The 25,535-nt window shown below is 30.9% G+C and carries 17 protein-coding genes and 1 rRNA gene; 10 read left to right on the top strand and 8 right to left on the bottom strand.

Going from position 1 to position 25,535, the window contains the following annotated elements; translation table 11 throughout:
• Positions 1–14: 14 nt before the first annotated feature.
• The 5 genes from M2651_RS04105 to M2651_RS04085 all read left to right on the top strand — a co-directional run bounded on the left by M2651_RS04105 (position 15) and on the right by M2651_RS04085 (position 5,260).
• A complete protein-coding gene (locus M2651_RS04105; RefSeq protein ID WP_252131073.1) occupies positions 15–407 on the top strand; it encodes a DivIVA domain-containing protein in 393 nt (130 codons plus the stop codon).
• Positions 408–426: 19 nt separating this feature from the next.
• The gene (locus tag M2651_RS04100) at positions 427–1,305 is read left to right on the top strand and encodes a hypothetical protein (RefSeq protein ID WP_252131072.1); all 879 of its coding nucleotides are present in this window, start codon (positions 427–429) and stop codon (positions 1,303–1,305) included.
• Positions 1,306–1,624: 319 nt separating this feature from the next.
• Positions 1,625–3,898 carry an ATP-dependent Clp protease ATP-binding subunit gene (locus tag M2651_RS04095; RefSeq protein ID WP_252131071.1) on the top strand — a complete coding sequence of 758 codons (2,274 nt, stop codon included), beginning with the start codon at positions 1,625–1,627 and terminating at the stop codon, positions 3,896–3,898.
• 56 nt (positions 3,899–3,954) lie between these two features.
• Positions 3,955–4,770, top strand: a complete 816-nt coding sequence (gene speD / locus M2651_RS04090; protein ID WP_491524969.1) for an adenosylmethionine decarboxylase — start codon at positions 3,955–3,957, stop codon at positions 4,768–4,770.
• A 142-nt stretch (positions 4,771–4,912) separates the two neighbouring features.
• Positions 4,913–5,260 (top strand): SdpI family protein, encoded by a 348-nt coding sequence (locus M2651_RS04085; RefSeq protein WP_252131069.1) that lies wholly within the window; start codon positions 4,913–4,915, stop codon positions 5,258–5,260.
• A 64-nt stretch (positions 5,261–5,324) separates the two neighbouring features.
• Here M2651_RS04085 and M2651_RS04080 read toward each other — a convergent pair whose 3' ends face one another.
• Entirely contained in the window at positions 5,325–5,825 is a 501-nt protein-coding gene (locus tag M2651_RS04080; protein ID WP_252131068.1) for a dihydrofolate reductase, read from the bottom strand.
• Between the two features lie 42 nt (positions 5,826–5,867).
• Positions 5,868–7,100 carry an aminopeptidase gene (locus M2651_RS04075; RefSeq protein ID WP_252131067.1) on the bottom strand — a complete coding sequence of 411 codons (1,233 nt, stop codon included), beginning with the start codon at positions 7,098–7,100 and terminating at the stop codon, positions 5,868–5,870.
• Between the two features lie 164 nt (positions 7,101–7,264).
• Between M2651_RS04075 and rpsA the strand changes: the two genes are divergently transcribed.
• On the top strand, positions 7,265–8,437 hold the full coding sequence (rpsA, locus tag M2651_RS04070; protein WP_252131066.1) for a 30S ribosomal protein S1: 1,173 nt from the start codon (positions 7,265–7,267) through the stop codon (positions 8,435–8,437).
• Between the two features lie 64 nt (positions 8,438–8,501).
• On the opposite strand, the gene M2651_RS04065 is transcribed toward rpsA, so the two are convergent.
• From M2651_RS04065 to glgB, 5 genes are all read right to left on the bottom strand, one after another.
• Positions 8,502–10,937 (bottom strand): glycogen/starch/alpha-glucan phosphorylase, encoded by a 2,436-nt coding sequence (locus M2651_RS04065; RefSeq protein ID WP_252131065.1) that lies wholly within the window; start codon positions 10,935–10,937, stop codon positions 8,502–8,504.
• A 74-nt stretch (positions 10,938–11,011) separates the two neighbouring features.
• Positions 11,012–12,442 (bottom strand): glycogen synthase GlgA, encoded by a 1,431-nt coding sequence (gene glgA / locus M2651_RS04060; protein ID WP_252131064.1) that lies wholly within the window; start codon positions 12,440–12,442, stop codon positions 11,012–11,014.
• A 24-nt stretch (positions 12,443–12,466) separates the two neighbouring features.
• Positions 12,467–13,579, bottom strand: coding sequence for a glucose-1-phosphate adenylyltransferase subunit GlgD (glgD, locus tag M2651_RS04055; protein WP_252131063.1), 1,113 nt, complete (start codon positions 13,577–13,579; stop codon positions 12,467–12,469).
• Positions 13,580–13,601: 22 nt separating this feature from the next.
• Positions 13,602–14,744 (bottom strand): glucose-1-phosphate adenylyltransferase, encoded by a 1,143-nt coding sequence (locus M2651_RS04050; protein ID WP_252131202.1) that lies wholly within the window; start codon positions 14,742–14,744, stop codon positions 13,602–13,604.
• Complete coding sequence (glgB, locus tag M2651_RS04045) at positions 14,662–16,671, bottom strand: 1,4-alpha-glucan branching protein GlgB (RefSeq protein ID WP_252131062.1); 2,010 nt, start codon at positions 16,669–16,671, stop codon at positions 14,662–14,664. The genes M2651_RS04050 and glgB overlap by 83 nt, the downstream gene beginning before the upstream one ends.
• 288 nt (positions 16,672–16,959) lie before the next feature.
• On the opposite strand from glgB, the gene surE reads away from it, so the two are divergent.
• Together surE and rd are read left to right on the top strand one after the other, a co-directional pair.
• A complete protein-coding gene (gene surE / locus M2651_RS04040; RefSeq protein ID WP_252131061.1) occupies positions 16,960–17,715 on the top strand; it encodes a 5'/3'-nucleotidase SurE in 756 nt (251 codons plus the stop codon).
• Positions 17,716–17,889: 174 nt separating this feature from the next.
• Positions 17,890–18,048, top strand: coding sequence for a rubredoxin (gene rd / locus M2651_RS04035; protein ID WP_252131060.1), 159 nt, complete (start codon positions 17,890–17,892; stop codon positions 18,046–18,048).
• 47 nt (positions 18,049–18,095) lie between these two features.
• On the opposite strand, the gene M2651_RS04030 is transcribed toward rd, so the two are convergent.
• Positions 18,096–19,427, bottom strand: coding sequence for an aminotransferase class V-fold PLP-dependent enzyme (locus M2651_RS04030; protein WP_252131059.1), 1,332 nt, complete (start codon positions 19,425–19,427; stop codon positions 18,096–18,098).
• 215 nt (positions 19,428–19,642) lie between these two features.
• On the opposite strand from M2651_RS04030, the gene M2651_RS04025 reads away from it, so the two are divergent.
• Both M2651_RS04025 and M2651_RS04020 read left to right on the top strand, forming a co-directional pair.
• Positions 19,643–25,075: a diguanylate cyclase gene (locus tag M2651_RS04025; RefSeq protein ID WP_252131058.1), complete on the top strand. Its 5,433-nt coding sequence runs from the start codon at positions 19,643–19,645 to the stop codon at positions 25,073–25,075.
• Between the two features lie 375 nt (positions 25,076–25,450).
• Positions 25,451–25,535 (top strand): 16S ribosomal RNA (locus M2651_RS04020); the annotation flags it as partial.

The raw sequence follows: 25,535 nt of genomic DNA, 5'->3' as shown, positions 1-25,535 counted from the left end.
TGGAGGATATTGTTATGGGGGAGAAGTTCAAACGAGCATTTTTAGGATATAAGATAGATGAAGTGAAGCAGTTTATAAATAATGAAAAAGCTGAATTTGATAAATTATATAAAGAAAGTAATAGTGAATTTGATGCTGTAGCTGCTGAAAATAAAATGCTTAAGGAAGAATTAGAAAATATAAAAAAGCAGATAAGTTCTTATAAAGACTCAAAAGACAGACTACAAAATATATTATACAAAAGTTATATTCAAGCAGCTGCTTCATTATATGATGAACAGAAAAAACTTGAGACAATGATAAAAGAAAAAACAGATATTTTAGAAAGTCAAAAAAGTAAAAATGCAGAGATAAAAGCATCTATCAATAAGCTTTTGTCTGAGATAAAAATTATAGTAGAAGATTAATTATTAGAGGGGGATTGTCATGTCTGAGGGGGCTTTGGAGATAGGAAAATGTATTTTTGGTTATGAAAAGAAAGAAGTAGAAAAATATGTTGATAAACTTAAAAATACTCAATATGAAAAGCTAAAGAAACTAAAAAATAAAATTCTTCATGTAAAAATGGAAAATGTGAAATTAAAAAAGGAAATAGAAGAGCTTAAATCTTATTTGGAAGAGCAAATGAAAAATGAAGAATTAATAAATTTTGCACTTTTAAAAGCTGAAGATACTATTACTGTTATAAATAAATTTATAATGAGTGAGGCTGAAAAAATTAAAGCTGTATATGAGCAAGAGGAAGTAATATTTAACAATAAGATAGAGGAGTTTAATCATACGATTAAAAATACTCAAGAACAGCTGGGTTCCCTACTAAATGATATTTTAGATTCAAGTGAAAATTTCAATGAAAAGGTTAAGAGATTTATAGATGCTAAAGATTCATATAAAGGTATATTAAATGAAATTAACAGGACTGAAGAAACTAAACCGTTAGAATTAAAGCAGAACATTGAAAAAAAAGAAATAATTAAGCCTAAAGAAAGAGAGAGTATGTTTTCATTATCCATTGATGATGCAGAAGATTTTGCAGAAAGTGAAATTACTAAAACAGAGGAAAACACAGAAAACAAAGAGGATTGCAGTATAGAACCAAAACTTATAGCGGAAGATTTTAATAATATAAGATATAAATATCTGGTAGGTAAAATTGCAGGAGAAGATTTATTTGATAAAAATAATAATGTTATAATTTCTAAAAATTCCATTATAACAGCAGATGTTGTTAACAAGGCGGAGAATGAGGGCAAATTAGCACAGCTTATAGTTAATATGATTTTACCAGATGTAAAAAATAGTTAATATTCAGGTTTATTTATATTTAAAATCCTAGATTTCTAGGATTTTTGTTATTTTAAATATACAAATATATGTAAAAGTCATATGTATATATTTTTGTATTCAATATACTAACAATATAAATAAAAAACATTTTTACTTAAAAAGTTATAAAAAGATAATGAAGTAGAATTATTTTATAGTGAATAATTTATTAAAATTAATTATAATATAAGATATACTATTAATTATAGATATTCAAATATAAAACAAGATTATTATAAATTTTAAAGTTGGGTATCTGTACTAAAATTAACAAGTGAGAATTAAAGTGAGGTAAAATATGAAATTATGTTCTATTTGCAATAAAAATATAGCTACAATATTTACTGCTAAAATGGACGGAGCTGGCAAAACAGAGACTGTAGGTCTTTGCCTGCCTTGTGCTAAAAAAATGGGCCTTCCTGTTATTGATCAGCTAATGGCACAGACAGGTATGAATGCTGAAGAGGTTGAAAATTTGTCTAATCAGATGAATGAAATGCTTAAGGATATGGATTTAGACTCTATTGACAGCAGTAATATGTTTATGAATCTTATGAATGGCTCCTTCCCAGAGCCTGCAAATTTAAATAAAGAAGATGAAAGAACAAATAGTTCTTCACAGGTAAACAGTAAGGATAAGACTAAGGATAAAAATGAAAAGAAAAAGACTAAGAGAAAGTTTTTAGATACCTATGGAATAAACTTAACAGATAAAGCGTTAGAAAAAAGGGTAGATAAGGTTATTGGAAGACATCGTGAAATTGATAGAGTTATACAAATATTAAACAGGAGAACAAAAAATAATCCTATTTTAATAGGTGAGCCTGGTGTAGGTAAAACAGCTATTGCAGAAGGTTTAGCTGTAAGAATTGCTGAAAAGGAAGTACCGGCAAAGCTTTTTGATGCTGAAGTTTATCTTCTGGATTTGACTGCTGTTGTTGCTGGAACTCAATTTAGAGGACAGTTTGAAGGCAGGATGAAATCTATAATAGAGGAAGCAAAGGAAAACGGAAATATAATTTTAGTTATAGACGAAGTTCACAATATATTAGGTGCTGGCGAGGCTCAGGGCGGAGCTATGAATGCAGCTAATATATTAAAGCCGGCTTTAGCTCGTGGTGAGATCCAGGTTATAGGTGCAACTACATTAGAAGAATATAGAAAGCATATTGAGAAGGATTCTGCCTTAGAAAGAAGGTTTCAGCCTGTAATTGTGGAAGAGCCTACAGTTGAAGAAACTATAGAAATTTTAAAAGGTATTAAACATTACTATGAAGATTATCATAAGGTTAATATAACTGATGAGGTTATAACTGCTGCAGCAAATTTATCTGAAAGATATATAACTGACAGATTCCTGCCTGATAAAGCAATTGATGTTATAGATGAAGCAAGCTCAAGAGCTAATCTTAAAAATAAGGGTTTAGTAGAGCTTGAGGCATTAAAGGAAGAACTTCAGATTCTTGAGGATAAGAGGATAGAAGCTTCAGAAAAGAATGATTATGAAAAAGCTGCACAATATAGAGTAGAAGAATTTAGAATTCAAGAAAAGATAACAAAACTTGAAAAAGAATGCAGCGAAGTTTATTTAACAGTAGAAGATATAGCTTATGTTATAGAGGCTTGGACTAAAATCCCTGTAAAAAGTATAACAGAAGAAGAGGCGGAGAAGCTTTTGAAGTTAGAAGAAAGACTTCATAAAAGGGTAATAGGACAGCATGAAGCTATAAAAGCTTTATCTAGAGCTATAAGAAGAAACAGATTGGGCTTTAGAAAAAAGAAAAAACCAGCTTCTTTCATATTTGTAGGACCTACTGGTGTTGGTAAAACAGAGCTTGCAAAGGCTTTATCAGTAGAACTCTTTGGAAGTGAGGAAGCTCTTATTAGAATAGATATGACTGAATATATGGAAAAGCATACAGTATCTAAGCTCATTGGAGCGCCTCCAGGATATGTAGGTTATGATGAGGGAGGACAGCTTACTGAAAAGGTTAGAAGAAGACCTTACTCTGTTATACTTATGGATGAAATAGAAAAGGCTCATCCAGATGTGTTTAATATGCTGCTTCAGATACTGGAAGATGGAAGGCTTACAGACAGTCAGGGAAGAACAGTCTATTTTGAAAATACTGTTATAATAATGACTTCTAATGCAGGGACTAACTTTAAGGGTAGTGGAATCGGATTTGCTCAAAGCAGTTATATTGCACTGGAAAATAAGGTTAAGGAAGCTTTAAAGGAATTCTTTAGACCAGAATTTTTAAACAGAGTAGATGAAACTGTAGTATTTAAGTCTTTAACTAAAGAAGAGTTACATCAGATTGTTGATTTAATGCTTAAAGAAGTTATAGATGAAGTTAAAGAAAAAAATATAACTGTAACTGTTTCAGAAGAAGTAAAGGACTTTATACTAAAAGAAGGTTATGATGAAAAGTATGGAGCAAGACCTCTTAGAAGAATTATACAAAAATATATTGAAGATGAAATTGCTGAAAGCTACCTTCAAAAGAAATTTAGTGAAGGTTCCTATATAAATATAATTTTATTGGATGGAAAGGTTGTACTTCGATAAAAAAAGTTATATACTATAGAATGTGGGTATTTTTCGTGTAGAATCGAGGGATGAAATTGAAGGAGAATAAAGAAAAATTAAAGTTGTATGGATTTAACAATCTCACAAAATCATTAAGCTTTAATATTTATGATATTTGCTACACTAAAACTGAAGAAGATCGCAAAAAGTATATTGAATACATCGATGAGCAGTATAACTCCGAAAGATTAACAAACATTCTTAAAAATGTTACAGAAACTATAGGAGCAAGTGTGCTTAACATAGCAAAACAGGATTATGACCCTCAGGGAGCAAGTGTTACGCTCCTGATTTCTGAAGAAGAAGTACCTTTATATGTACTTGATCCTTCTTGTAATAGGGGAATTTTAACTCCTACTCGTGAAAATATTGTAGGGCATCTTGATAAGAGCCATGTAACAGTGCATACTTATCCAGAGAGTCATCCTCAAAATGATATAAGTACCTTCAGGGTAGATATTGATGTATCAACTTGTGGAACGATTTCGCCGCTTAAGGCATTAAATTATCTTATAGATAGTTTTGATTCTGATATTATAACAATCGACTATAGAGTAAGAGGCTTTACAAGAGATGTTCAGGGCCGCAAACATTTTATTGACCATGATATAAACTCAATACAAAATTTTATAGCTAAAGAAACGATTGAAAGGTATAATCTTATAGATATGAATATCTATCAATCAAATATTTTTCATACAAAGATGAGGTTAAGGGATATAGACCTTCCTAACTATCTCTTTGAAATAAGAGAAGAAGATTTAAGTAAAAAAGAAAGAGAAGATATAATAAAAAAGCTTGATAGAGAAATGACTGAAATATTTTTCGGAATAAATGTACCAAATGTTTAAATATTTGCCTCATGCCTTTTATAAGGTATGAGGCTGCTTTATATAGAGTATATATATAATAAGAAGAAGTGTTAGAAGTTGATAACATTTGATGTTAAGCAAGAATTAATTTTGATGTATATACAAGTTAGGTGGTGAATTAATGGATATATTTTACTTTGTAATAGATTTAATAATTCCTTTGATAATGATTATATCTGGAGCTATATTAAAAATGGGATATCTTAAAAAAATTAATTCTTTTATAGGATATAGAACCAATAGATCAAAACTTTCACAACAAGCATGGGATTTTGCCAATAAACAATTAGGAAATTATAATTTGAAAATAGGAGTAATATTGGCATGTACAATAGTAATATTTACAATATTACTGCCTGAAAAATCAAAAGAGTGGGTTGTTATTTACCTATTTATAGAAGTAATAGCTGTATTAGTAAGTATACCTTTAATTGAACATAAATTAAAAGTTTACTATGACTCGAAATAGAATTAAAACAAAATTCTCAGAGGTAAGCAGGGTAGAGTGAAAGGTTGCTGAATAATTATTTTATTCAGCAACCTTTCCATTCTAAAAGTAAATAGGTATGCTTATATTTATTATCTGCGTCAATTTTGCCTTCATGAAGCTTTGTTACTTTCCACTGACTTTTATCAAAGTTTGGGAAGTAGGTGTCTCCTTCAAAATCATGGTGAATTATTGTAAGATAAAGGCGTTTAACATAAGGAAATAAAAGAGAAAAAATTTCGCCGCCACCTATTACAAAATATTCCTCAAAGCTGTTAATGTAAGGAGTTAATTCATCTATGCTGTGAATAACTTCTATATTTGAATCATTTACTTTATAGTCTTTATTTCCAGTTAAAATTATATGCTTTCTTCCAGGCAAAACTTTAGGTAAAGATTCAAAGGTTTTTCTTCCCATAATCATTGTTTTTGTACCTGAAGAGGTTATTTCTTTAAAAATTTTCAAATCTGCAGGCAAATGCCAGGGAACATTTCCATTCTTACCTATAACATAATTTTCACTCATTGCAACAATAAAACTTAACAAATAAAAAACCTGCTTTCTCAGAGAGTTTATACAATATAAAAATTAAAAAGCCCAGTTTCCATTTCTAAAGATAGGTTCTAATTTCCCATCAGCTGTTTCCCCGTCTATATTTAAATCTGGTGAGCCAACCATAAAGTCTACGTGAGTCAGGCTCATATTAGCACCATTTTTCACAAGCTCTTCTTCGCTCATAGAAGCCCCTCCTTCAAGATTAGTAGGATAAGCTTTACCTAAAGCAAAATGACAGGAAGCATTTTCATCAAACAATGTATTATAGAAGATTATATTTGTATTTGAAATTGGTGAATTATGAGGTACTAATGCAACTTCTCCTAAGTAGTGTGAACCTTCGTCGGTTTCTATAAGCTTTTTAAGAGTTTCATAGCCTTTTTCTGCTGAGAAGTCTACTATTTTACCATTTTCAAACTTTAAAGTGAAGTTTTCAATTAGATTACCGCTGTAATTAAGAGGCTTGGTGCTCTTTACAACTCCATTAACTCCATCTTTCTTAGGCATTGTGAAAACTTCCTCAGTAGGCATATTTGCTACAAAGTATGTACCGCTTTCACTAGTTGAGCCTCCGCCTGCCCAAATATGCTTTTCAGCAAGCTCTACAGTTAAGTCTGTAACAGAAGATTTAAAATGAAGTTTTTTAAATCTTTTTCCATTTAAATAATCAAGCTTTTTATTTAAATTATTAGTATGCTCTTTCCAGGCTGCAACAGGATCTTCTCTATCAACTCTTGTTGCCTTGAAGATATTTTCCCAAAGTTTTTCTACGCTTTCTTCAGCGCTTAATTCTGGAAATACTTTTGCAGCCCATTCTTTTGTGGGAACTGATATAACGCACCAGCAGGCCTTATCAGCCATAACATAGTTTCTATAGCCTTCAAGTGCCTTTGAAGCAGTTTTATTTGCAGTTGCAATTCTTTCAGGGTCTACTCCTTTTAAAAGGTCAGGGTTTGAAGCGGATATGCTTAAAAATCCAGCACCATTTTTAGCCATTTCCTCAAAGCCTTTAGCTTTCCACACAGGGTATTCTGTAAAGGCTTCATCTGGTGCATTTAAATATTTTATTCTTGTTACTTCTTCGTCAGCCCATTCAACATGAACATTTTTAGCTCCAGCTTCATAAGCTTTTTTGGCAGCAGCTCTAACAAACTCAGCAGCAGGAAGGGGGGCATTTATAACTAAGGTCTGCCCCTTTTGTATATTGATTCCTATTTTTACTGCAAGTTTCGCGTATTTTTCTAAATTAGTTTTAAAATCATTCATTGTTAATCTACTCCTATTCTTAAAGAGATTTATTTATATTTTACCACTTTTGGTTAATTTATAAAAGTAAAGTTATTATTTTGTTTAGAAAGCGATACTTTTGTGGTAAAATATTATTAGTCTGTAAGACGAAATATTTTGCGTAAATTTAAGGAGTGAATAACATGAGTGAAGAATCAATGAAGGATTTTATGGATGCTTTAGAAGGTTCCATGAAAAGAATACATAGCGGCGATATAGTAAAAGGAAAGGTAATTTCAGCAACTAATGATGCGGTATTTGTTAATATAGGATATATGGCTGATGGTATTATATCAAAGGAAGAATTCAGCCATGATGAAGAAGTGGATTTAAAGGAAGCTGTAAAACCTGGAGACGAAATTTATGTATACATATTAGAAGTTAATGATGGAGAAGGAAATGTAGCACTGTCAAAGGTTAAAGCTGAAGAGCATAAGGTTTGGGATGAGTTTGAAGAGTCCTTAAAGGAAGGAACAACAATAAATGTGAAGATTAATGAAGTTGTTAAAGGCGGAGTAACTGCTAATGTTAAAGGTGTAAGAGCCTTCATACCAGCTTCGCAGCTAGCTTTAAAATATGTTGAAGATTTAAAGAGTTTTGTTGGAAAAACTTTGGATGTAAAGGTTATAGAACTTGATAAAGATAAAAAGAAAGTTGTGCTTTCCAGAAAAGAAGTAGAAAAGGCTGAAGCAGAAGCAGCAAAGGATAAAGTGTGGGCTTCACTTAAAAAGGGAGAAAGAAGAAGTGGAGTTGTTACAAGACTTGCTAAGTTTGGAGCTTTCGTCGATTTAGGCGGAGTAGATGGACTTATTCATAATCAGGACCTTTCTTGGAAGAGAATTTTAGATCCTTCTGAAGTAGTTAAAGTAGGGGATAAGGTAGAGGTATATGTAATTGATTTTGACAAGTTAAAGGGAAGAATCTCTTTAGGACTTAAAGAAGTTTCAGACAATCCTTGGAACAGCGTTGCAGCTAAGTTTAAGGAAAACGATATTGTTGAAGGAACTGTAGTAAGACTTACAGATTTTGGTGCCTTTGTTCAAATTGCAGAAGGGATTGAAGGACTTGTTCATATTTCTGAAATTGCTGAAGAAAGAGTTACTAAGCCATCAGCAGTATTAAATCTTGGACAAAAAGTAAAGGTTAAAGTGTTATCCATAGATGATAAGAGTCAAAAGCTCAGCTTAAGTATTAAAGAAGCAGCTCATAGTGAGGAAAGAGAAGAAATTAAGGGCTTCCTTGGAGATAAGTCTGAAGGTTTAACTTTGGGGGATTTATTAAAGGATAAATTTAAGGATTTTAAGTTTGAGGAGTAATTAAACTTAAAACTTAGTGTAAATATAAAAGGCAGCAGGGATTTGTGCTGCCTTTTAAGCATTTTTAAATAGAAATATTATCTATCTCCTTAGTGCCCCAAATACCTTTAGAATATTCTCTGATAGTATTGTCACTGGAGAAAATACCAGAATGAGCAATATTAGTTATGGACATTTCCTGCCATTTTGATTTCTGTCTATATAGAGCATCTATCTTTTCTTGAGCTTTAACATAAGCATCAAAATCTTTAAGCACAAAGTATTCATCATTGAACATAAGCAGTGATTCGTGTATGTTTTTAAACTCAGAATGAGAAGGAGCTAAAGAGCCATCTACAAGCTGATTCAGCAGTTTATTTACTCTTATATCATTGTTGTATATATCCCAGGAAGAATAACCGCCGTATTTATGGTAGCTTAGAACTTCGCTTGCTTTAAGACCAAAGAGAATGATGTTATCTTCTCCTACAGCATCCTTTATTTCAATATTTGCTCCGTCTAATGTGGCTATGGTTATAGCTCCATTCATCATAAATTTCATGTTTCCTGTTCCTGAAGCTTCCTTTGAGGCTGTGGAAATTTGTTCGCTTACATCAGCACAAGGAATGATTTTTTCAGCTAAGGATACACTGTAATTTTCAAGAAACAGTACTTTTAGCTTTCCATTTATTTGAGGGTCACTATTTACTTTGCTGGCAACGCTGTTTATAAGCTTAATAATCTGTTTTGCTAAATGATAGCTTGGTGAAGCCTTAGCTCCAAAGAGAAAGGTTCTTGGAACTATATCCAGGTTAGGATTTTCCTTAAGCTGATTATATAAATGCATTATGTGAAGTACATTGAGCATTTGCCTTTTATAAGCATGAAGCCTTTTTACCTGTACATCAAATATAGAATTAGGATCTAGGCTTATGCCGTATTTGCTTTTAACCATGTTTGAAAATTGGATTTTATTTTGTCTTTTAATATCATAAACTTTGTCTTGGAAACCTTTGTTATTTTTATAGCTCTCCAATCTATTTAATTCTATAGGAGCTTTAATCCAATTAATGCCTATAGTTTCATTAATAAGTGAAGCTAGCTTTGGATTAGCTTTTAAAAGCCATCTTCTATGAGTTATACCGTTAGTTTTATTGTTAAATTTTTCCGGGTAAAAATCATAAAAGTTAGACAACTCCTGATGTTTTAATATTTCGGTGTGAAGCTTTGCTACTCCGTTTACAGAATGGCTGCCTACTATGGAAAGGTGAGCCATTTTAACTAAGCCGTCTTGAATTATAGACATACTGTTTATTTTACCGCCTTGATTTACGTATTTTCTAGATAATTCTTCACAAAATCTTCTATTTATTTCTTCAATAATCATATAAATTCTTGGCAGAAGTTCTCTAAACATATCTACAGGCCATTTTTCAAGTGCTTCTGCAAGTATGGTATGGTTAGTATAGGCCATACTATTAGTTGTTATATGCCAAGCTTCCTCCCAAGATAGAAGCTCTTCATCTAAGAGAATTCTCATAAGTTCAGCTACAGCTACAGAAGGATGGGTATCATTTATATGGATTGCATTATGCTTATGAAAGTCTTTTATTGAAAAGCCAGCTTTTTTATAGCTTCTTATTATGCTTTGAAGGCCTGCACTTACAAAGAAATACTGTTGTTTAAGTCTTAATAGTTTTCCTTCTCTGTTGCTGTCGTCAGGATATAGAACCTGGGAGATAGATTCTACAGAAGCTCTATAAGCTTGTGCTTTTACATAGTCTCCACGGCTGAAGGTTGAAAAGTCAAAGCCTTCATCTATAGGTTCAGCACTCCAAAGTCTTAAAGTATTTACGGTATTTTTATCATAGCCAACGATAGGAGTGTCGTAGGGAACTGCTTTTACAGCTTCATAATCGTGATGTATAAATGTAAGCCTTCCATTTTCGTAAGTAGAAGTTATTCTACCGCCAAACTTAACCTCCACAGCTTTATTTTCTTTTCTTATTTCCCATACATTTCCTTCTCTAAGCCAATTATCAGGTATTTCAACCTGATAGCCATCAACTATTTTTTGTTCAAAAAGGCCGTATTTGTATCTTATACCGCAGCCATGGCCAGGTATTCCAAGAGAAGCCATGGAATCTAAAAAACAGGCTGCAAGCCTTCCAAGACCTCCATTTCCAAGTCCTGCATCATTTTCTACCTCTTCAAGTTCATTTAAGTCTATTCCTAAATCTTTAAGCCCTTCAAAACATACATCTCTTATGCCAAGATTTAAAAGATTGCTGACAAGAAGCCTGCCTATCAAGAATTCCATAGAAAAATAGTAAACTTGTTTTTCTCCTCTTTCTTTATAATATTTGGTTGTATTTACCCAGTTTGAAGTTACATAGTCTCTTACAAGACCTCCAAGTGCAAAATATTTATGAAGCTTTGATGCATCTTTAATTTCTTCAGCAAAGGTGTTTAATAGTTTTCTTTTATAGTCTGATTTGAATTTTTCTTTATTTAACTTCAATTTACTACCTCCTTAAATGCAGTAGACAGCAAAGAATGCTGTCTACCATAGGATATCCGATAACAAAATGATTTTTACAAAAGAGAAGAATATAAGTTTTTATACTCTTGTGCAGATTTTCTCCAGCTATTATCCTCCATCATGGCATTTTTCACAAGGTTATTCCAAACCTCTTTATTTTTATAGAAGTTTAAAGCTCTTTTTATAGTATATAACATATCATCAGCGTTATAATTTGCAAAGGAAAAACCGTTACCATTATTAGTATATTCATTATATGAAAAAACTGTGTCTTTAAGGCCTCCTGTTTCTCTGACTAAAGGCAGACTTCCATATCTAAGAGCTAGAAGCTGACCTATGCCGCAAGGTTCAAATAAAGAAGGCATTAGGAAAATATCTGAAGAAGCATAAATTCTCTTAGCTAAAGTATTATTAAAAGTTATATTGGCAGACAATTTTTGAGGAGCTAATCCGGCATAGTATTTAATCATATCCTCATACTTTTTCTCGCCGGTACCTAAAACTACTAACTGAAGATTTAATTTCAGAAGCTCTTCCATAACATGAGCTACCAAATCAAGCCCCTTTTGTCCAGTAAGTCTTGTAACCATACCTATCATTGGTATATTTTCATCTACATTAAGTCCTAAGCTTTTTTGAAGCTCTAGCTTATTTTTAGTTTTTCCATATATATCAGTATAATCATAGTTAAAGTATAATTCTGCATCAGTTTTAGGATTAAAAATTTCTGTGTCTATACCATTTACTATTCCGATTAAATCGTTACTCCTTATTTGAAGAAGTCCGTGAAGTCCTTCACCATAAAAGGAAGTTTTAATTTCTTCTGCATAGGCTTTGCTTACAGTACTTATCTTGTGTGAAAAGTTTAAGCCGCCCTTCATAAAAGAAACTCCATCATAGTATTTTAGTTTATCATCTCTAAAGTAATCATTACTTAAATTTAATAAATCTCCTAAAATTTCTTTTGGGAAAATACCTTGGTATTTAAGATTGTGTATGGTAAAAATTGTTTTTATGTTATGAAATCTTGGACTATATTTAAAATGTTCATTCATAATAGGTGAAATCATTCCAGTATGCCAATCATTTAAATGAATGATATCGGGAGTGAAATCTATCATGTAATTTACTGCTTCTAAAACTGCCCTGCAGAAGTAAGAAAATCTTTCACCATCATCATAAAATCCGTAAGCTTCATCTCTGTTAAAATAGTACTCGTTGTCTATAAAGTAAAAGGGAATTCCGTCCTGCTCAAAGTACTGCAAGCCTCCGTATTGATTTCTCCAGCCAACAGGTACATTAAAGGTTGCAAGAGGAAGCATTTTTTTCTTATAGCTTTCATCTATAATAGAATACTTAGGTAGAATGACTCTTACGTCTAAGCCCAGTTTTCTAAGTGCCTTTGGAAGTGCATAGGCAACATCTCCAAGCCCCCCTGTTTTAATAAAAGGATGTGCCTCTGAAGCTACAAATAATATTTTCATAATTTATACCTCCATTCTACTTTATTATTCAAAAATGGCCTTTTTCTCAACAACCAGCGGAATATCTAAATCACCTTTAAGTTCTTTTCCTTCTTCTATTACAATGTTTTTATCTATTATAATATTTGTTAATTTTGCGCCGGCTTTAATGTGGCAGTTTTGCATAATAATGCAGTTTTTAATTTCTACCCCTTCGTCAATTTTAACTCTTCTGAAAATAATGCTGTTATCCACACTGCCTTTTATAATGCATCCATTGGCTATGAGGGAGTGCGACACCTTACAGTTCTCGGAGTACTTTGTAGGTGATTCATCTTGTGATTTAGTAAATATAGGCCCATTTGCAAAAAATAATTCTTTGTTTATATTTAAGTCTAGCAAGTCCATGTTTGATTTGTAGTAAGCATTTATAGAATTTATGCAGCTTAAATATCCTTTGAACTCGTAAGCATTAACATTAAATTCGCTAACGTTTTTATATATTACTTCCTCAATGCTGCTATAGTATCCAGTTTTAATACATTCTAAAATTAAATCCACAAATCTTTCTTTTTTCATAAGGAACATTTCCATAGAAAGATTGCCAGCACTGTTAATACCAATGTTTTTACCTACACTTAGAACTCTATTATTCTTATCTAAGTTTAAAACATCGCAGTTAATAAAGCTTTTTTTGCTGTCCTCAATATTTTTATAAATTACAGTTATATCTGCTCCAGAAGCTTCATGATATGAAGCTGCGGCTTTATAATCTATATTGCATACCATGTATGATGGAGAAAACAGCACATATTTTTCTTTGCTTTTATAGAAATACTCTAAGTTATTTTTCAGAGCATTAATTTCACTCATATAATAATTGGGATCGCCTAAATTGAATACGAATAATCCATTTATTTTTCTATCTAAGTCCCATGGTTTTCCTGAACCAATATGATCCATAAGAGATCTTGTTTTTCCATCTGTGAATATACCTATATTGGTTATTCCAGAGTTGACCATATTAGAGAGAACAAAATCTATAATTCTATACCTGCCCCCAAAAGGTATCGAAGCCAGTGGTCTGGTTTTTGTAAGTCTTCTTATTCTATCTTCATTTTCATTTAACATTAAAATTCCCATATAATCTTTTAGCATGATAATACCTCCGCAGTATAATTTAAACGCCTAAACGTCCATCAATAACTCTTCCTTCACTAATAACAGTTATACTTTCTGTATCACCAATTTCAGTAGAATCCTCAACAATAACATCGCTGCCAATGATTGCTTTTACAATAACCGCATTTTTTTTAATTTTGGTATTTGGCATTATTACGGAGTCGATTACTTTAGCACCCTTAGCTACATGTACTCCAGGAAAGAATACAGAGTTTTGTACTTCTCCAAATATTTCACAGCCTTCTGTTATTACACAGTTTTTAACTAAGGAGCTATCAGATATATATTGTGGAGGCATTATAGGGTTTACAGAATATATTTTCCAGCTGTTGTCATGTATATTAAGTTCATTGTTTTCGTCTAATAAGTCCATATTTGCCTGCCAAAGACTTTCAACAGTACCTACATCCTTCCAATAGCCTTTAAAAGGATAAGCAAACATTCTTTTGCCCGAATTAAGCATAGAAGGGATAACATTTTTGCCAAAATCATTGCTAGAATTTTCATCCATCTCATCCTTGATTAAAAATTGTCTTAATATATCCCAAGTAAAAATGTAAACCCCCATAGATGCAAGATTATTTTTTGGATTTTTTGGTTTTTCTTCAAATTCATAAATTTCATAATTATTTCTTGTATTCATAATCCCAAATCTGCTTGCTTCTTTAAGTGGAACCTGAATAACTGCTATTGTAGCATCTGCATTATTTTGTTTATGAAATTCAAGCATTTTTGAGTAATCCATCTTATATATGTGATCTCCTGAAAGTATTAATACGTAGTCAGGATTATAACGATCTATAAAATTTATGTTTTGATAAATGGCATTGGCAGTCCCTTTATACCAAACTCCTCCATTATCTTTCATATAAGGCGGAAGTATGCTTACTCCTCCATTATTTCTGTCTAAATCCCAGGGAGTACCTATGCCTATATGTGTGTTTAACTCAAAAGGCTGATATTGTGTTAAAACTCCAACGGTATCAATACCGGAATTTGAGCAGTTGCTAAGTGTAAAGTCAATTATTCTATATTTGCCGCCAAAGGGTACAGCAGGTTTAGCTATTCCTTTTGTTAGTATCCCTAATCTGCTGCCTTGTCCACCTGCTAGTATCATTGCTATCATTTCTTTTTTCTGCATCATTATAACCTCCTTCAAGTATGTTTTTCATTTTGTAATTATAATCCGGCTTAATAAAAATTGTTGATAATGGCGGAATTTTAATTTTTATATGAAATGGCTGATTATGCCAATTTTCAATCTCTGGATTTATAGTGCCTTCATTTAATACATTAGAGCCTCCAAAAAGTTCACTGTCACTGTTTAATACTTCTTTATAGTGTATAAACTTTGGAACCCCAATTTTATAATTATGATAGACAACAGGTGTAAAATTACAAATTATTATAATAAAATCATCTTTTTTCTTTGAAAGCCTCATAAAAGAAATTATGCTTTGTTCATAGTTTTGATGATCTATCCATTGAAATCCCTCATAGCTGTGGTCTACTTCCCATAAGGAGCTTTCTTTCTGATAAAATAAATTCAGTTCTCTAACATAGTTTTGCAGTGATTTATGCATTGGATAATCTAAAAGCAGCCAATCTAGAGATTGAGAATAATTCCATTCTATAAATTGTCCAAATTCACCACCCATGAACAGAAGCTTTTTACCAGGGTGAGCCATCATATATCCATAAAAAAGTCTTAAGCTTGCAAATTTTTTCCAGTAATCTCCAGGCATCTTATCTAATAAAGATTTTTTACCGTGTACAACCTCATCATGAGAAAGTGGAAGTATAAAGTTTTCCGAAAAAGCATACATGAGAGAAAAGGTTATTAAATTATGATGATATTTTCTATATATAGGATCCATCTCCATGTACCTAAGCATATCGTTCATCCAGCCCATATTCCACTTATAGTTAAATCCAACTCCTCCTAAATAGGGTGGATGAGTGATAAGAGGAAAGCTGCTGGAGTCTTCAGCTATCATAAGAACATTAGGGAAGTATTTATATACAGTGTTGTTTAACTTTTTTAGAAAATCTATGGCTTCCAGGTTTTCGATTCCACCGAATTTATTTCTAAGAGATATATTTTCCCTTTTTCCATAATTTAAGTAAAGCATATGAGCAACAGCATCAACTCTCAGGCCGTCTATGTGATATACATCAAACCAAAATAAAGCACTGTTTATGAGAAAATGTCTAACTTCTTTTTTTCCTAAATCAAAATTAGAGGTTCCCCAATCGTAATTTTCACCTAGGTCAGGATTTTCATATTCATAGAGTCTTGTTCCATCAAAATTGTATAATCCATGAGCATCTTTGCAAAAATGACCTGGAACCCAGTCTAAGATTACTCCTATACCATTTTCATGAAACTTATCAACAAAATACATAAAATCTTCCAAAGTTCCATATCTGCTTGTAAGTGAGAAATATCCTGTACTTTGATAGCCCCAGGAAGCATCAAGAGGATGCTCTGTAAGAGGAAGAAGTTCTATATGAGTGTATCCCATATACTTTACATACTCTAAAAGTTCTTGGGCTATCTCTTTATAATTCATAAATTCTCCATTCTTCATTTTCCAAGAAGCCAGATGAACCTCGTAAATATTCATAGGTTTATTGTAAGGAGGGGAAGAAGCTCTTTGTTCAAGCCAATGCTTGTCCTTCCATTTGTAGCCGTTTAAATTTACTATTTTAGAAGCCGTATTAGGTCTAAGCTCAGAATAAAAACCATAGGGATCAGCCTTTAGAAACTTTCTGCCATCAGAAGTTGTGATTTCATATTTATATATATCGCCGCACTTTAGACCTTCTATGAATAAAGTCCAAATACCTAGTTTTTTGTTATTTTTCATTATATGCTTAGTACCTATCCAATTATTAAAATCTCCAACAACTTTTACTTCCTTGGCCTCTGGAGCCCAAAGTGTAAATCTTACTCCTGAAACACCTTTTACAGAAGTTAAATGACTTCCGAAAATATGATAAGTTTTAAGTTGAGGTGCTTTTTTAAAATTAACTTTTATTCTCCGTTTGATTTTATAACTATTCATAAGTACCTTCCTTCATTTGAATAAAAAAAGCAGAACTCGAATTGTCCTGCGAGATTTAACTTTCAAACAACAAAATCTCCTGTTATGGATTTAACAATAAAATAATAAATTGTTAATCTATAGAAATATAGTACAGCTTTTGTTAATTAGCGTCAACAAAATATATTCCTAAAATATTTACAATTTTAAATATTTAAAATAATATTTTGTCGAAAGTTTAACAATATATATATTAAGCGAATAATAATATATAATAAGTAATACAAAGATGTAAAGGATGGTTGATTAATGAAACTATTATTGACGAATGATGACGGAATAAATGCAAAAGGAATATATGTTTTAGCAAAGAGATTAGAAAAAAGCCATGAGGTAATAATAGCAGCTCCTGATTCTCAAAGAAGCGCCAGTGGACATGCAATAACATTAACAAGACCTTTGGTTATAAAGAAGGTTAAGCTTGAGGGGCTAAATTGTAAAGCATACAGTATAGATGGAACTCCTGCTGATTGTGTGAGAATTGCATTGGATAAGTTAATAGATGAAAAAGTGGATATGGTTATATCAGGCATAAATAGAGGAACTAATTTAGGCACAGATGTACTTTATTCAGGTACAGTTTCAGCTGCTGTGGAGGCAGCTATATACAAAACTCCAGCTATAGCGGTATCTTCAGAATTTGACGAAGATAATGATAACTATGAAGTTGCAGCGGAAACCGTAATTAAGCTGCTTTTAAAAAATAGGGAAAATTTTATTAAAGATGACATGGTAATCAATATAAATGTACCTTTGCTTTCTTATAAAGAAATTAAAGGGATTAAGGTTGCCAGAATAGGAAGCAGAACCTATAATCATGCCTTTATAGAAAGCAGGGATGAGGAAGGAAATATACGTTATCAGATTGTAGGAACTGTGGAAGATTCTTTACAAGAAGATACTGACGTGCATTATTTTAAAGAAGGCTATATTACATTGACACCTCTTCATTATGATTTGACAAATTTTAAGATATTAAAGGAAGTGGAGGATTGGATTGGGTAAAAATTATTATAGACACAAAAATCAAAGAATAAAATGCTTAGGTGTTAGGTAATGATATACTTGATATAATAATTTTTATTATTTTTTATAATATAAAACTTTACATTTCATATCATCATTGGTAAAATATAATTAATATTAATTAATATTAAATATTAACAGGAGGGATAAATTATGAAAAAATATGTTTGTATAGTTTGCGGATACATATATGATCCAGAAATAGGAGATCCAGACAATGGTGTAAATCCAGGAACAGCCTGGGAAGATGTTCCTGAAGATTGGGTTTGTCCACTTTGCGGAGTAGGTAAAGATCAATTTGAAGAAGCTTAATAAGAATTTTTAAAGCAACTAAAAATAGGACACGGAAAACCCGTGTCCTATTTTCTTCTATACTTGTTTATATAATACTTTTTATTTCTTATAATATATTCTAGAATTTTAATAAGATAATCTATTTCGTCTAAACCATTGTATAAACCTAGACTCAGCCGTACCATACCTGGTCTTTGAGGTTTAGGAGATCGTATATAATTTTTAACTTCTTCATCAGATATGTTTAAAAGTTTTTGAACATAAGGCTGAGCACAAAAACAGCCGGTTCTGACAGCTATTCCTGCCTCATAGGATAATATTTCCGCTACCTCACTGTGATGAAGGTCTTTAATATTAAAAGGAATAATTCCTACTCTGCTTTTGTAATCTTCTGTGTTTCCATACAGCTCAATATCTTTAATATTTTTCAATCTGGATAAGGTGTATTGGGTTAATCTGTTCTCATACTGCTCTAAGTTTTTCATACCAATTTCATTTAAAGTTTTTACAGCAGCTACTAAAGCTACAACACCCATAACATTTGGAGTACCTGCTTCTTCTTTGCTTGGCGGTTCGTTCCAGCTTATATACTCGTGTGTTACTAAATCAACAGTTCCACCGCCTGTATAGTCCGGTTCACCTTCTTTAAAGGCTTCTTTTGGTCCAATAAGCACACCTATACCAAAGGGAGCATACATTTTATGACCAGAAAAAACTAAAAAATCTATATGCTCACTAGAAGTTTTAGGCTTCATATCAACAGCAACGTGTGGAACTAATTGTGCTCCGTCTACTAAAATTTTTGCGTTATATTTATGTGATAATTTTGCAACTTCATGTATAGGATTAATAATCCCTGTTACATTAGAGGCTCCAGATACAGTAACTAATTTAACACAACCGTTATATTTAATGAGCTTTTGTTCTAAGTCTTTAAGAGATATCTTTCCTGTTTTATCCAGTTCGATATAATCCAGATTATACTTTCCTCTCCATGGCAGATCGTTTGAATGATGCTCCATGTTGGTAGACAAAACGGTGCATTTATTGTCTTTATCGCAGAGCCTATATGCCAGCTTATTTATTCCTTCAGTAGCATTTTTTACATAAATAACAGTGTCGGATTCTAAATCTGCATTTACAAATTTTAAAATTATTTCTCTTGAATTTTCATATATATTAGAAGAAATATAGGATTTATAACCTTTTCCTCTATTTATTGAAGAATACCAAGGAGAAAATTTAATAATTTCTTCAAGCACTGATACAAAAGGAGGGGTTGTAGCTGCATTATCAAAATTAACATAAGGCACATAAGTACCATTTGCTACAGGAACTTGAGTGTCTATACCTACAATCAAATGTTTGTAAGGTGATTCATACATATCATAGTGCATTTTATTTCACCTGCTTTTATTTACTTTGTATTATTATATGAATTATAAATAATGTTGTGATTTTAAGAGATATACTGATATATAAGAGTTGAGAACTTATGGTAATTATTAATATATTTAAATAATTTTTACATATATTAAAAGAAAAAATATTTATGTATATAAACATAAATGGTATAATTATATTTATAATTGTATGCTGGGGTGTGTTAAATATGGATTTAATTAATAATAGATATAGAGTTTTAAAAAATATAAAACAAAATCGTCTTTTTTCCGCATACCTTGTGTCCGATGTGAAAAAAGGACATAAACCAGTACAATTGAATATTATCAATTCAGAATATATTGCTGAATCAAATATAAATCTTTTTTCAAAAGAGTTTATAACAATATCAACTATTGAAGATAAGCATATTCTCAAATTATATGATTTTGGAGTAATAGAGTTAATAGATAATAAAAAAATAGATAATAATGCTTTTTTCTATGTTAATGAATACATGGAAGTTAACTCAAATTTCATGCAGTTAGTTAAGAATATGAATGAGAACGAGATATTGGATTTGTTTGTAGAAGTATGTAAAACAGTGAATTACCTCCATTTAAGAGGCTTTGTCTATGGTGATATAAATATTAATAATTTTTATGTACAAGATGCAAGTTTTAAGTTTAAAGATTTGGCTACAGTAGAACTTGAAAAGCAGGACTTTCGTGCAGTTAAGGAGGGACATTTAGTATTTAAAGCACCTGAAATATTAGCAGGTGAGAAACCTTCCGTAGCATCTGATATTTATTCCTTAGGAATATTCTTGTATTTTATATGCAGAAAAAAAATATATGAAACTTTAAATATATCAAAACATGTTTCAAAATTTAGAAATTTAAAAGATTCTTATTCAGGATTTTCAGAAACTTATAGAGTTTTTCTAAATAAAATAGCTCCTGTTATACGAAAAATGACAGAAAATAACATAAATAAAAGATATAACAGTATATTCCATATAATAGAAGATATAAATAGAATTTTCAGTAAAAGCTATAAGGCTCATAGGCAGGAACAAATAGAAAAGCTTAATTTTAAAACTAAACTTATAGGAAGAGAATTTGAGATTAATAGCGTTATTAATGTATATAATTCTATGGTGAAATCAGGAGTTCAAGAAAAATTGATAACTGTCCATGGAGAATATGGTATAGGTAAGACAAAATTTTTGAAGGAGCTTGAAAGATTATTTCGTTTTAAAAATGTTAATGTATATTCAAGTTATGTTGCAGAAGAAGCTAATAATAAAAAAAGCTGCTATTTTTATGAAATAATAAGAAGGATAATTGGAGAGAGTGATAAAGAAACTCTAAAGAGATATAAATCAGATTTAAGCAGAATTATTCCTGAGCTTGGGAGTAATGAAAATATTGTTTCTATTGAAGCTTTTCTAGAGAGTAAGGAAAAAATACGTATATTAAACAATATAGTTGGTTTTATTAATGACTTTTTAAAGGGAAAACTAGCGGTATTTATTATAGATAATCTTCATAGGGTAAGTGATTTTTGCATAGAGCTATTAGAGCATATGTATTTAAGAAGTAAAAATATAATGTTTATATTTTCCTATTGCGATGGAGAATTTAAATATAACAAAAAATTAGTTGAATTTATTTCAAAAGTTCTGCACAAGCCTAATTCATTAGAAATTTATCTTCGCGGGCTTATTAAAGAAGATGCTGTTTTAATGATACAGGATATTTTAAGAACTCCAACGAAGCCAATAAGTTTTGGGGAAAGAGTATTTTCAAAAACCTATGGAAATCCATTATTTATAGAAGAAACTATGAAGAATCTGTTAGCAGAAAAGATTATTTATGTAGATGAAATTACTGGAAATTGGAATACTCAATATGATTATGATTACAGTAAACTACCCATTCCTTTAAATATGGAACAAGCTGTTCTTACACAAATTAACGGAATTGATAACACAAGTAATGATATTTTGAAAGTTTTATCTATATTTAATACAGGAGTTTCTGTAGAGATTATCGAAAATATTCTTAAAATAGATAAAGCGGCTTTAAATGAAAGTGTAGGTGATTTAGAATTAAAGGGCATAATTTGTAAAAAAATTGAAGATAGAGGTTTTGTGTATGATTTTTCAAATAGAATTTTAAAGCGGCTTATTAAGGAAAAACTAGATAAAGGTTACAAAAGGGCTGTTCATGAAATTGCAGCTTATGTTTTAGAAAGACAGTATGAAGAAGGAATAGACAATAAAGAAGAGCTTATATATCATCTGGAAAAATCGGGTCAAAAAGAAAAGGCTATTAAATATTGTCTTAAAAATGCAGATAATATGGAGGTTTTTAATAATAGGGAAGAGGCAATAAAAAATTTGAAGAAGGCTGTATCGTTAATTGAAGATGAAAAAGCTGATTCTAGAAAAATAGAATTTCTTTTTAGAATCGGACGTATTTATGAGGATTCGGGGAATATATCAAGTGCCATAGAATATTACAGCACTGCAGAGAAGTTAGCTTTAAGTGTTTTTAATTATAAATATGAAATAGCTGTTTTAAACAGGATGGCTAATATATATTTTAAAAAGAATGATTTAGAAAAGAGTTTAAACTTTATAAGAAAAATTGAAAAATTTTTAGATAAGCCAGAAATTCTAGAAAAATATATTGAAGAATATTTGGAATGTAAAGAAATACAAGCTAGAATATATTATTTTAAAGGTGATTATGATAAGGCAAGAGATTTATGTAAAAAAGGTATAAATTTATGTGGTGAGGAATACTGCAAATTAAAAGGATTGTTTTATAAAAATTTAGGAAATATCTATTTAGAAACATCTGATACTAAACAAGCTCTGGAATGTTATAAGGAAAGTAAGGCCTGTTTTGAGAAAATTAGTTTTTCTGAAGGTATTGCCATAGCTATTAATAATATAGCAGTAGTTTATGGGGATTTTTATCAGGATACTGAAACAGCTATAAGCTATCTTTTAAAAATGAAAGCAATTAGTGAAAAAAACCATATAATTGGTTATGAAGCAATGGCAGCAATGAATTTAGCATCTTTCTATTATTATGATTTAAATTATGAACTGGCTCTTCAATATGTGCTAGAGGCGGTAGAAATATCTAAAGATATAGAATATGAAAATAATGTGTTTCATTGCTATAATTTGTTATCTAATATTTATTTAAGATTAAGAAACTATAAAGAAGCATATAAATATTATTTATTAGCTGAAAAAGAGCTGGAAGAATACCCTGATCATGGAAAGTGTATAGGGGTATTTTATCAGATGGGAGCGGAATTGTTTTATACATTTGGGTGTACTCATAAAGCTGAAGATTTTATAAACAATGCACTTCAAATTTATAAAAATGATGAATCTGTCCCAAAATGGAATAGTGAAATTTTGCATCAATATATAAATATGTATAGTAAAAATTATGAAGATAGCATTCTAGAAAATATAGCCTCTATACAGGCTATAATGAACAATATTAAATCACCACTAAAGAAACTGGAGATTATTTGTGATACTTCAATGATCTTATATGAAAAAGGTTTTATAGAATCAGCTTTAATGTTTTTTAATAAATCATACAATATAAAACTAAGTTTTACGCCTATTATAATAGAAGTAAAGTTGATGTTTTTAAAGGGAGTATTGAGTAAAAGAAATAATAAATTTAAGTTTTTAACTTCAGCTTTTAATTTATCAAAGAACGAGAAGGATAAGGGATTATACTTTAAGGTTTGTAATGCATTGGGAGAATATTATTTTGAAAGGAAGGATTATTTTTATGCAGTTAATTATTATTTTGAGGCTGCAGAGGTTATAAAAAAACTTGTTACTCAACTTCCAGAAGAATACAGAATTAATTTTATAAATTCTCCACATATATTAAAGCCTTTTATTATGCTTACTAGCATGAAAAGAATTAATGATTATGGTAGAGCAGGGAATAATGCTGAGAAAACGTGCTTAGTAAATAATATGGATGAATTAAATGCACTGCTTCAATATGAGAACTTTAAAGACATACTTATAAATAAGCATTTTATTAAATCCGCAAAAAAAATATATAATTCCTATCTTCCTAAAGGGATAAGGACTGTTAATGATATAATTAAAAACCTTTATGCAGATCCAGTTAAAAATTTAGAGTTAATTTCAAAGTATCTTGCAATTGTTACTTTAGCCACAAAGAGTCTTATTATTACAGATAGTTATGATCAAAATTACTATACGATAGCTTCAAGCGACGGAAATAATCAAGTGCCTCAAAGTAAATATATATTTGAAAAGGTACGAGCTACAAGAAAGCCTTTGCTTATAACGGAGGAGTTAATTAAAAACAATTCAGAGTTTAATTATATTAACCAAGGAGCAAAAGCAGTTATTTGTATTCCAATAATAATGAATTCAGATGAGGCTGAAATATTAGTGAAGGAGGATAAAAGAAAAAGCAGGTTTAACAGTAATCCTATTAAAGGATATTTATATCTTGAATCAGAAAGAACATTAAATAACTTTAATAAAGAAGGATTGAATAAGTGCATAGAACTTAGCAGATTAGCAGGTGTTATTATTGAAAAGTACCAGCTTCAGATAAGTTCCTCTATCGATAAATTGACAGGAGCTCTTACAAGAAAGTCTTTAGAAGATGCTTTGGGTGAACATATAGATAGAGCAAACGAGTTTAATAGTTTATTTTCTATTATAATGTTGGATATGGATTTGTTTAAGCAGATTAATGACAGGTTTGGACATCAAGCAGGAGATGAAGCTCTTAGAAGGGTATGTTCTGTAATAAGAAACAATATTAGAAAAAATGATATATGCGGTAGATACGGAGGAGAGGAATTTATAATTATACTTCCTGAAACGGATTCAAAGGGAGCCTTTGTAACTGCTGAAAAGCTTAGAAAGAAAATAGAGGAAGCAAAGGTTCTTGGAGATAAGATACCTGTAACTGTAAGTATGGGAGTTGCATCATATCCAGAGCATGCTCAGTGGAAACAGGAACTTATAGAAAAAGCGGATCAAGCTCTTTATGTTTCTAAGGAATTAGGGAGAAATAAGTGTCAGCTGTGGAGCAGTGAGTTTTCTGCTAAAGCAAAAGGAACAGACAAGTTAACGGGTATTGTATCTGGTAATATGGTGCAAGATTCTAGAAATGTACTTGTTATGCTTGATATAATGGAGCTTATAAAAAAAGATATTAAGCTTCAAGATAAAATATTTAATTTTCTGGGAAGAGTTATTGAAATTACAGAATCTGAATATGGAATGTTCTTTTTAGTTCAGGATGGAGCTATAAAAGAGGGATATGCAAGAAAAATATTTGAGGAAGATTGGGTTGATATTAGAAACTATAATAGGGAAATAATTAAATCCGTTATTGATAAAAAACAAGGTGTTTATATGATAGATTGGGATGAAATACCGAGTTATGATTCTGTTACAGGAGCGCCAGATTGGAATTCTGTTGTAGTAATTCCGTTAATAAAAAGCGGAGAAGTAAAGTCTATTCTCTATCTTACTGTATCTATAAAAAAGAAGGAATTTAAGTTTGAAGATTATAATTTCATAAATACTTTATGTGGGCTAGGGGCTGCTATATTGTAGTTTTAATGACTTCAGAAGGCATGTTGTTTATGCCATCTGAAGTCATTAATATTTAGTTTAATTTGTTGTGATGGCTTTAGTAATTAATTTGTTACTGCTATATACGAAGTATAAAATTACCATTATTTAAATTGTTGACAAAAATATATAATCCTGATATTATTATCTACGCAGCAGTTACTTAGACAAGCAGCCACAAAAATTGCTTAAAATTAACAACAAAAATGTTGTTGACAAAGTAATTTAAAGCTGATAAACTATAAAAGCTGTCAGATGACAGCAAAAATAATTGGTCTTTGAAAATTAAACAGAGAATAATTAAGATAAACCAGCAATTCTTTTGAATTAAAAAATGAGCATAAAGATTCAAACTTTTAAATTGAGAGTTTGATCCTGGCTCAGGACGAACGCTGGCGGCGTGCCTAACACATGCAAGTCGAGCGGGGGACTTTTAGTCCCT

This window comes from Clostridium caldaquaticum, assembly GCF_023806125.1.
In the GTDB taxonomy this organism is placed as follows: Bacteria; Bacillota; Clostridia; order Clostridiales; family Clostridiaceae; genus Clostridium_AT; species Clostridium_AT caldaquaticum.
This window is presented reverse-complemented; position numbering and strand designations above follow the sequence as displayed.

Coding starts and splice junctions, on each gene's coding strand:
- M2651_RS04095 (WP_252131071.1), top strand. CDS start 1,625: ATGAAATTATGTTCTATTTGCAATAAAAATATAGCTACAATATTTACT.
- glgD (WP_252131063.1), bottom strand. CDS start 13,579: ATGCTAAAAGATTATATGGGAATTTTAATGTTAAATGAAAATGAAGAT.
- M2651_RS04030 (WP_252131059.1), bottom strand. CDS start 19,427: ATGCACTATGATATGTATGAATCACCTTACAAACATTTGATTGTAGGT.
- M2651_RS04105 (WP_252131073.1), top strand. CDS start 15: ATGGGGGAGAAGTTCAAACGAGCATTTTTAGGATATAAGATAGATGAA.
- glgA (WP_252131064.1), bottom strand. CDS start 12,442: ATGAAAATATTATTTGTAGCTTCAGAGGCACATCCTTTTATTAAAACA.
- surE (WP_252131061.1), top strand. CDS start 16,960: ATGAAACTATTATTGACGAATGATGACGGAATAAATGCAAAAGGAATA.
- M2651_RS04050 (WP_252131202.1), bottom strand. CDS start 14,744: ATGCAGAAAAAAGAAATGATAGCAATGATACTAGCAGGTGGACAAGGC.
- glgB (WP_252131062.1), bottom strand. CDS start 16,671: ATGAATAGTTATAAAATCAAACGGAGAATAAAAGTTAATTTTAAAAAA.
- rd (WP_252131060.1), top strand. CDS start 17,890: ATGAAAAAATATGTTTGTATAGTTTGCGGATACATATATGATCCAGAA.
- M2651_RS04100 (WP_252131072.1), top strand. CDS start 427: ATGTCTGAGGGGGCTTTGGAGATAGGAAAATGTATTTTTGGTTATGAA.
- M2651_RS04025 (WP_252131058.1), top strand. CDS start 19,643: ATGGATTTAATTAATAATAGATATAGAGTTTTAAAAAATATAAAACAA.
- M2651_RS04085 (WP_252131069.1), top strand. CDS start 4,913: ATGGATATATTTTACTTTGTAATAGATTTAATAATTCCTTTGATAATG.
- rpsA (WP_252131066.1), top strand. CDS start 7,265: ATGAGTGAAGAATCAATGAAGGATTTTATGGATGCTTTAGAAGGTTCC.
- M2651_RS04075 (WP_252131067.1), bottom strand. CDS start 7,100: ATGAATGATTTTAAAACTAATTTAGAAAAATACGCGAAACTTGCAGTA.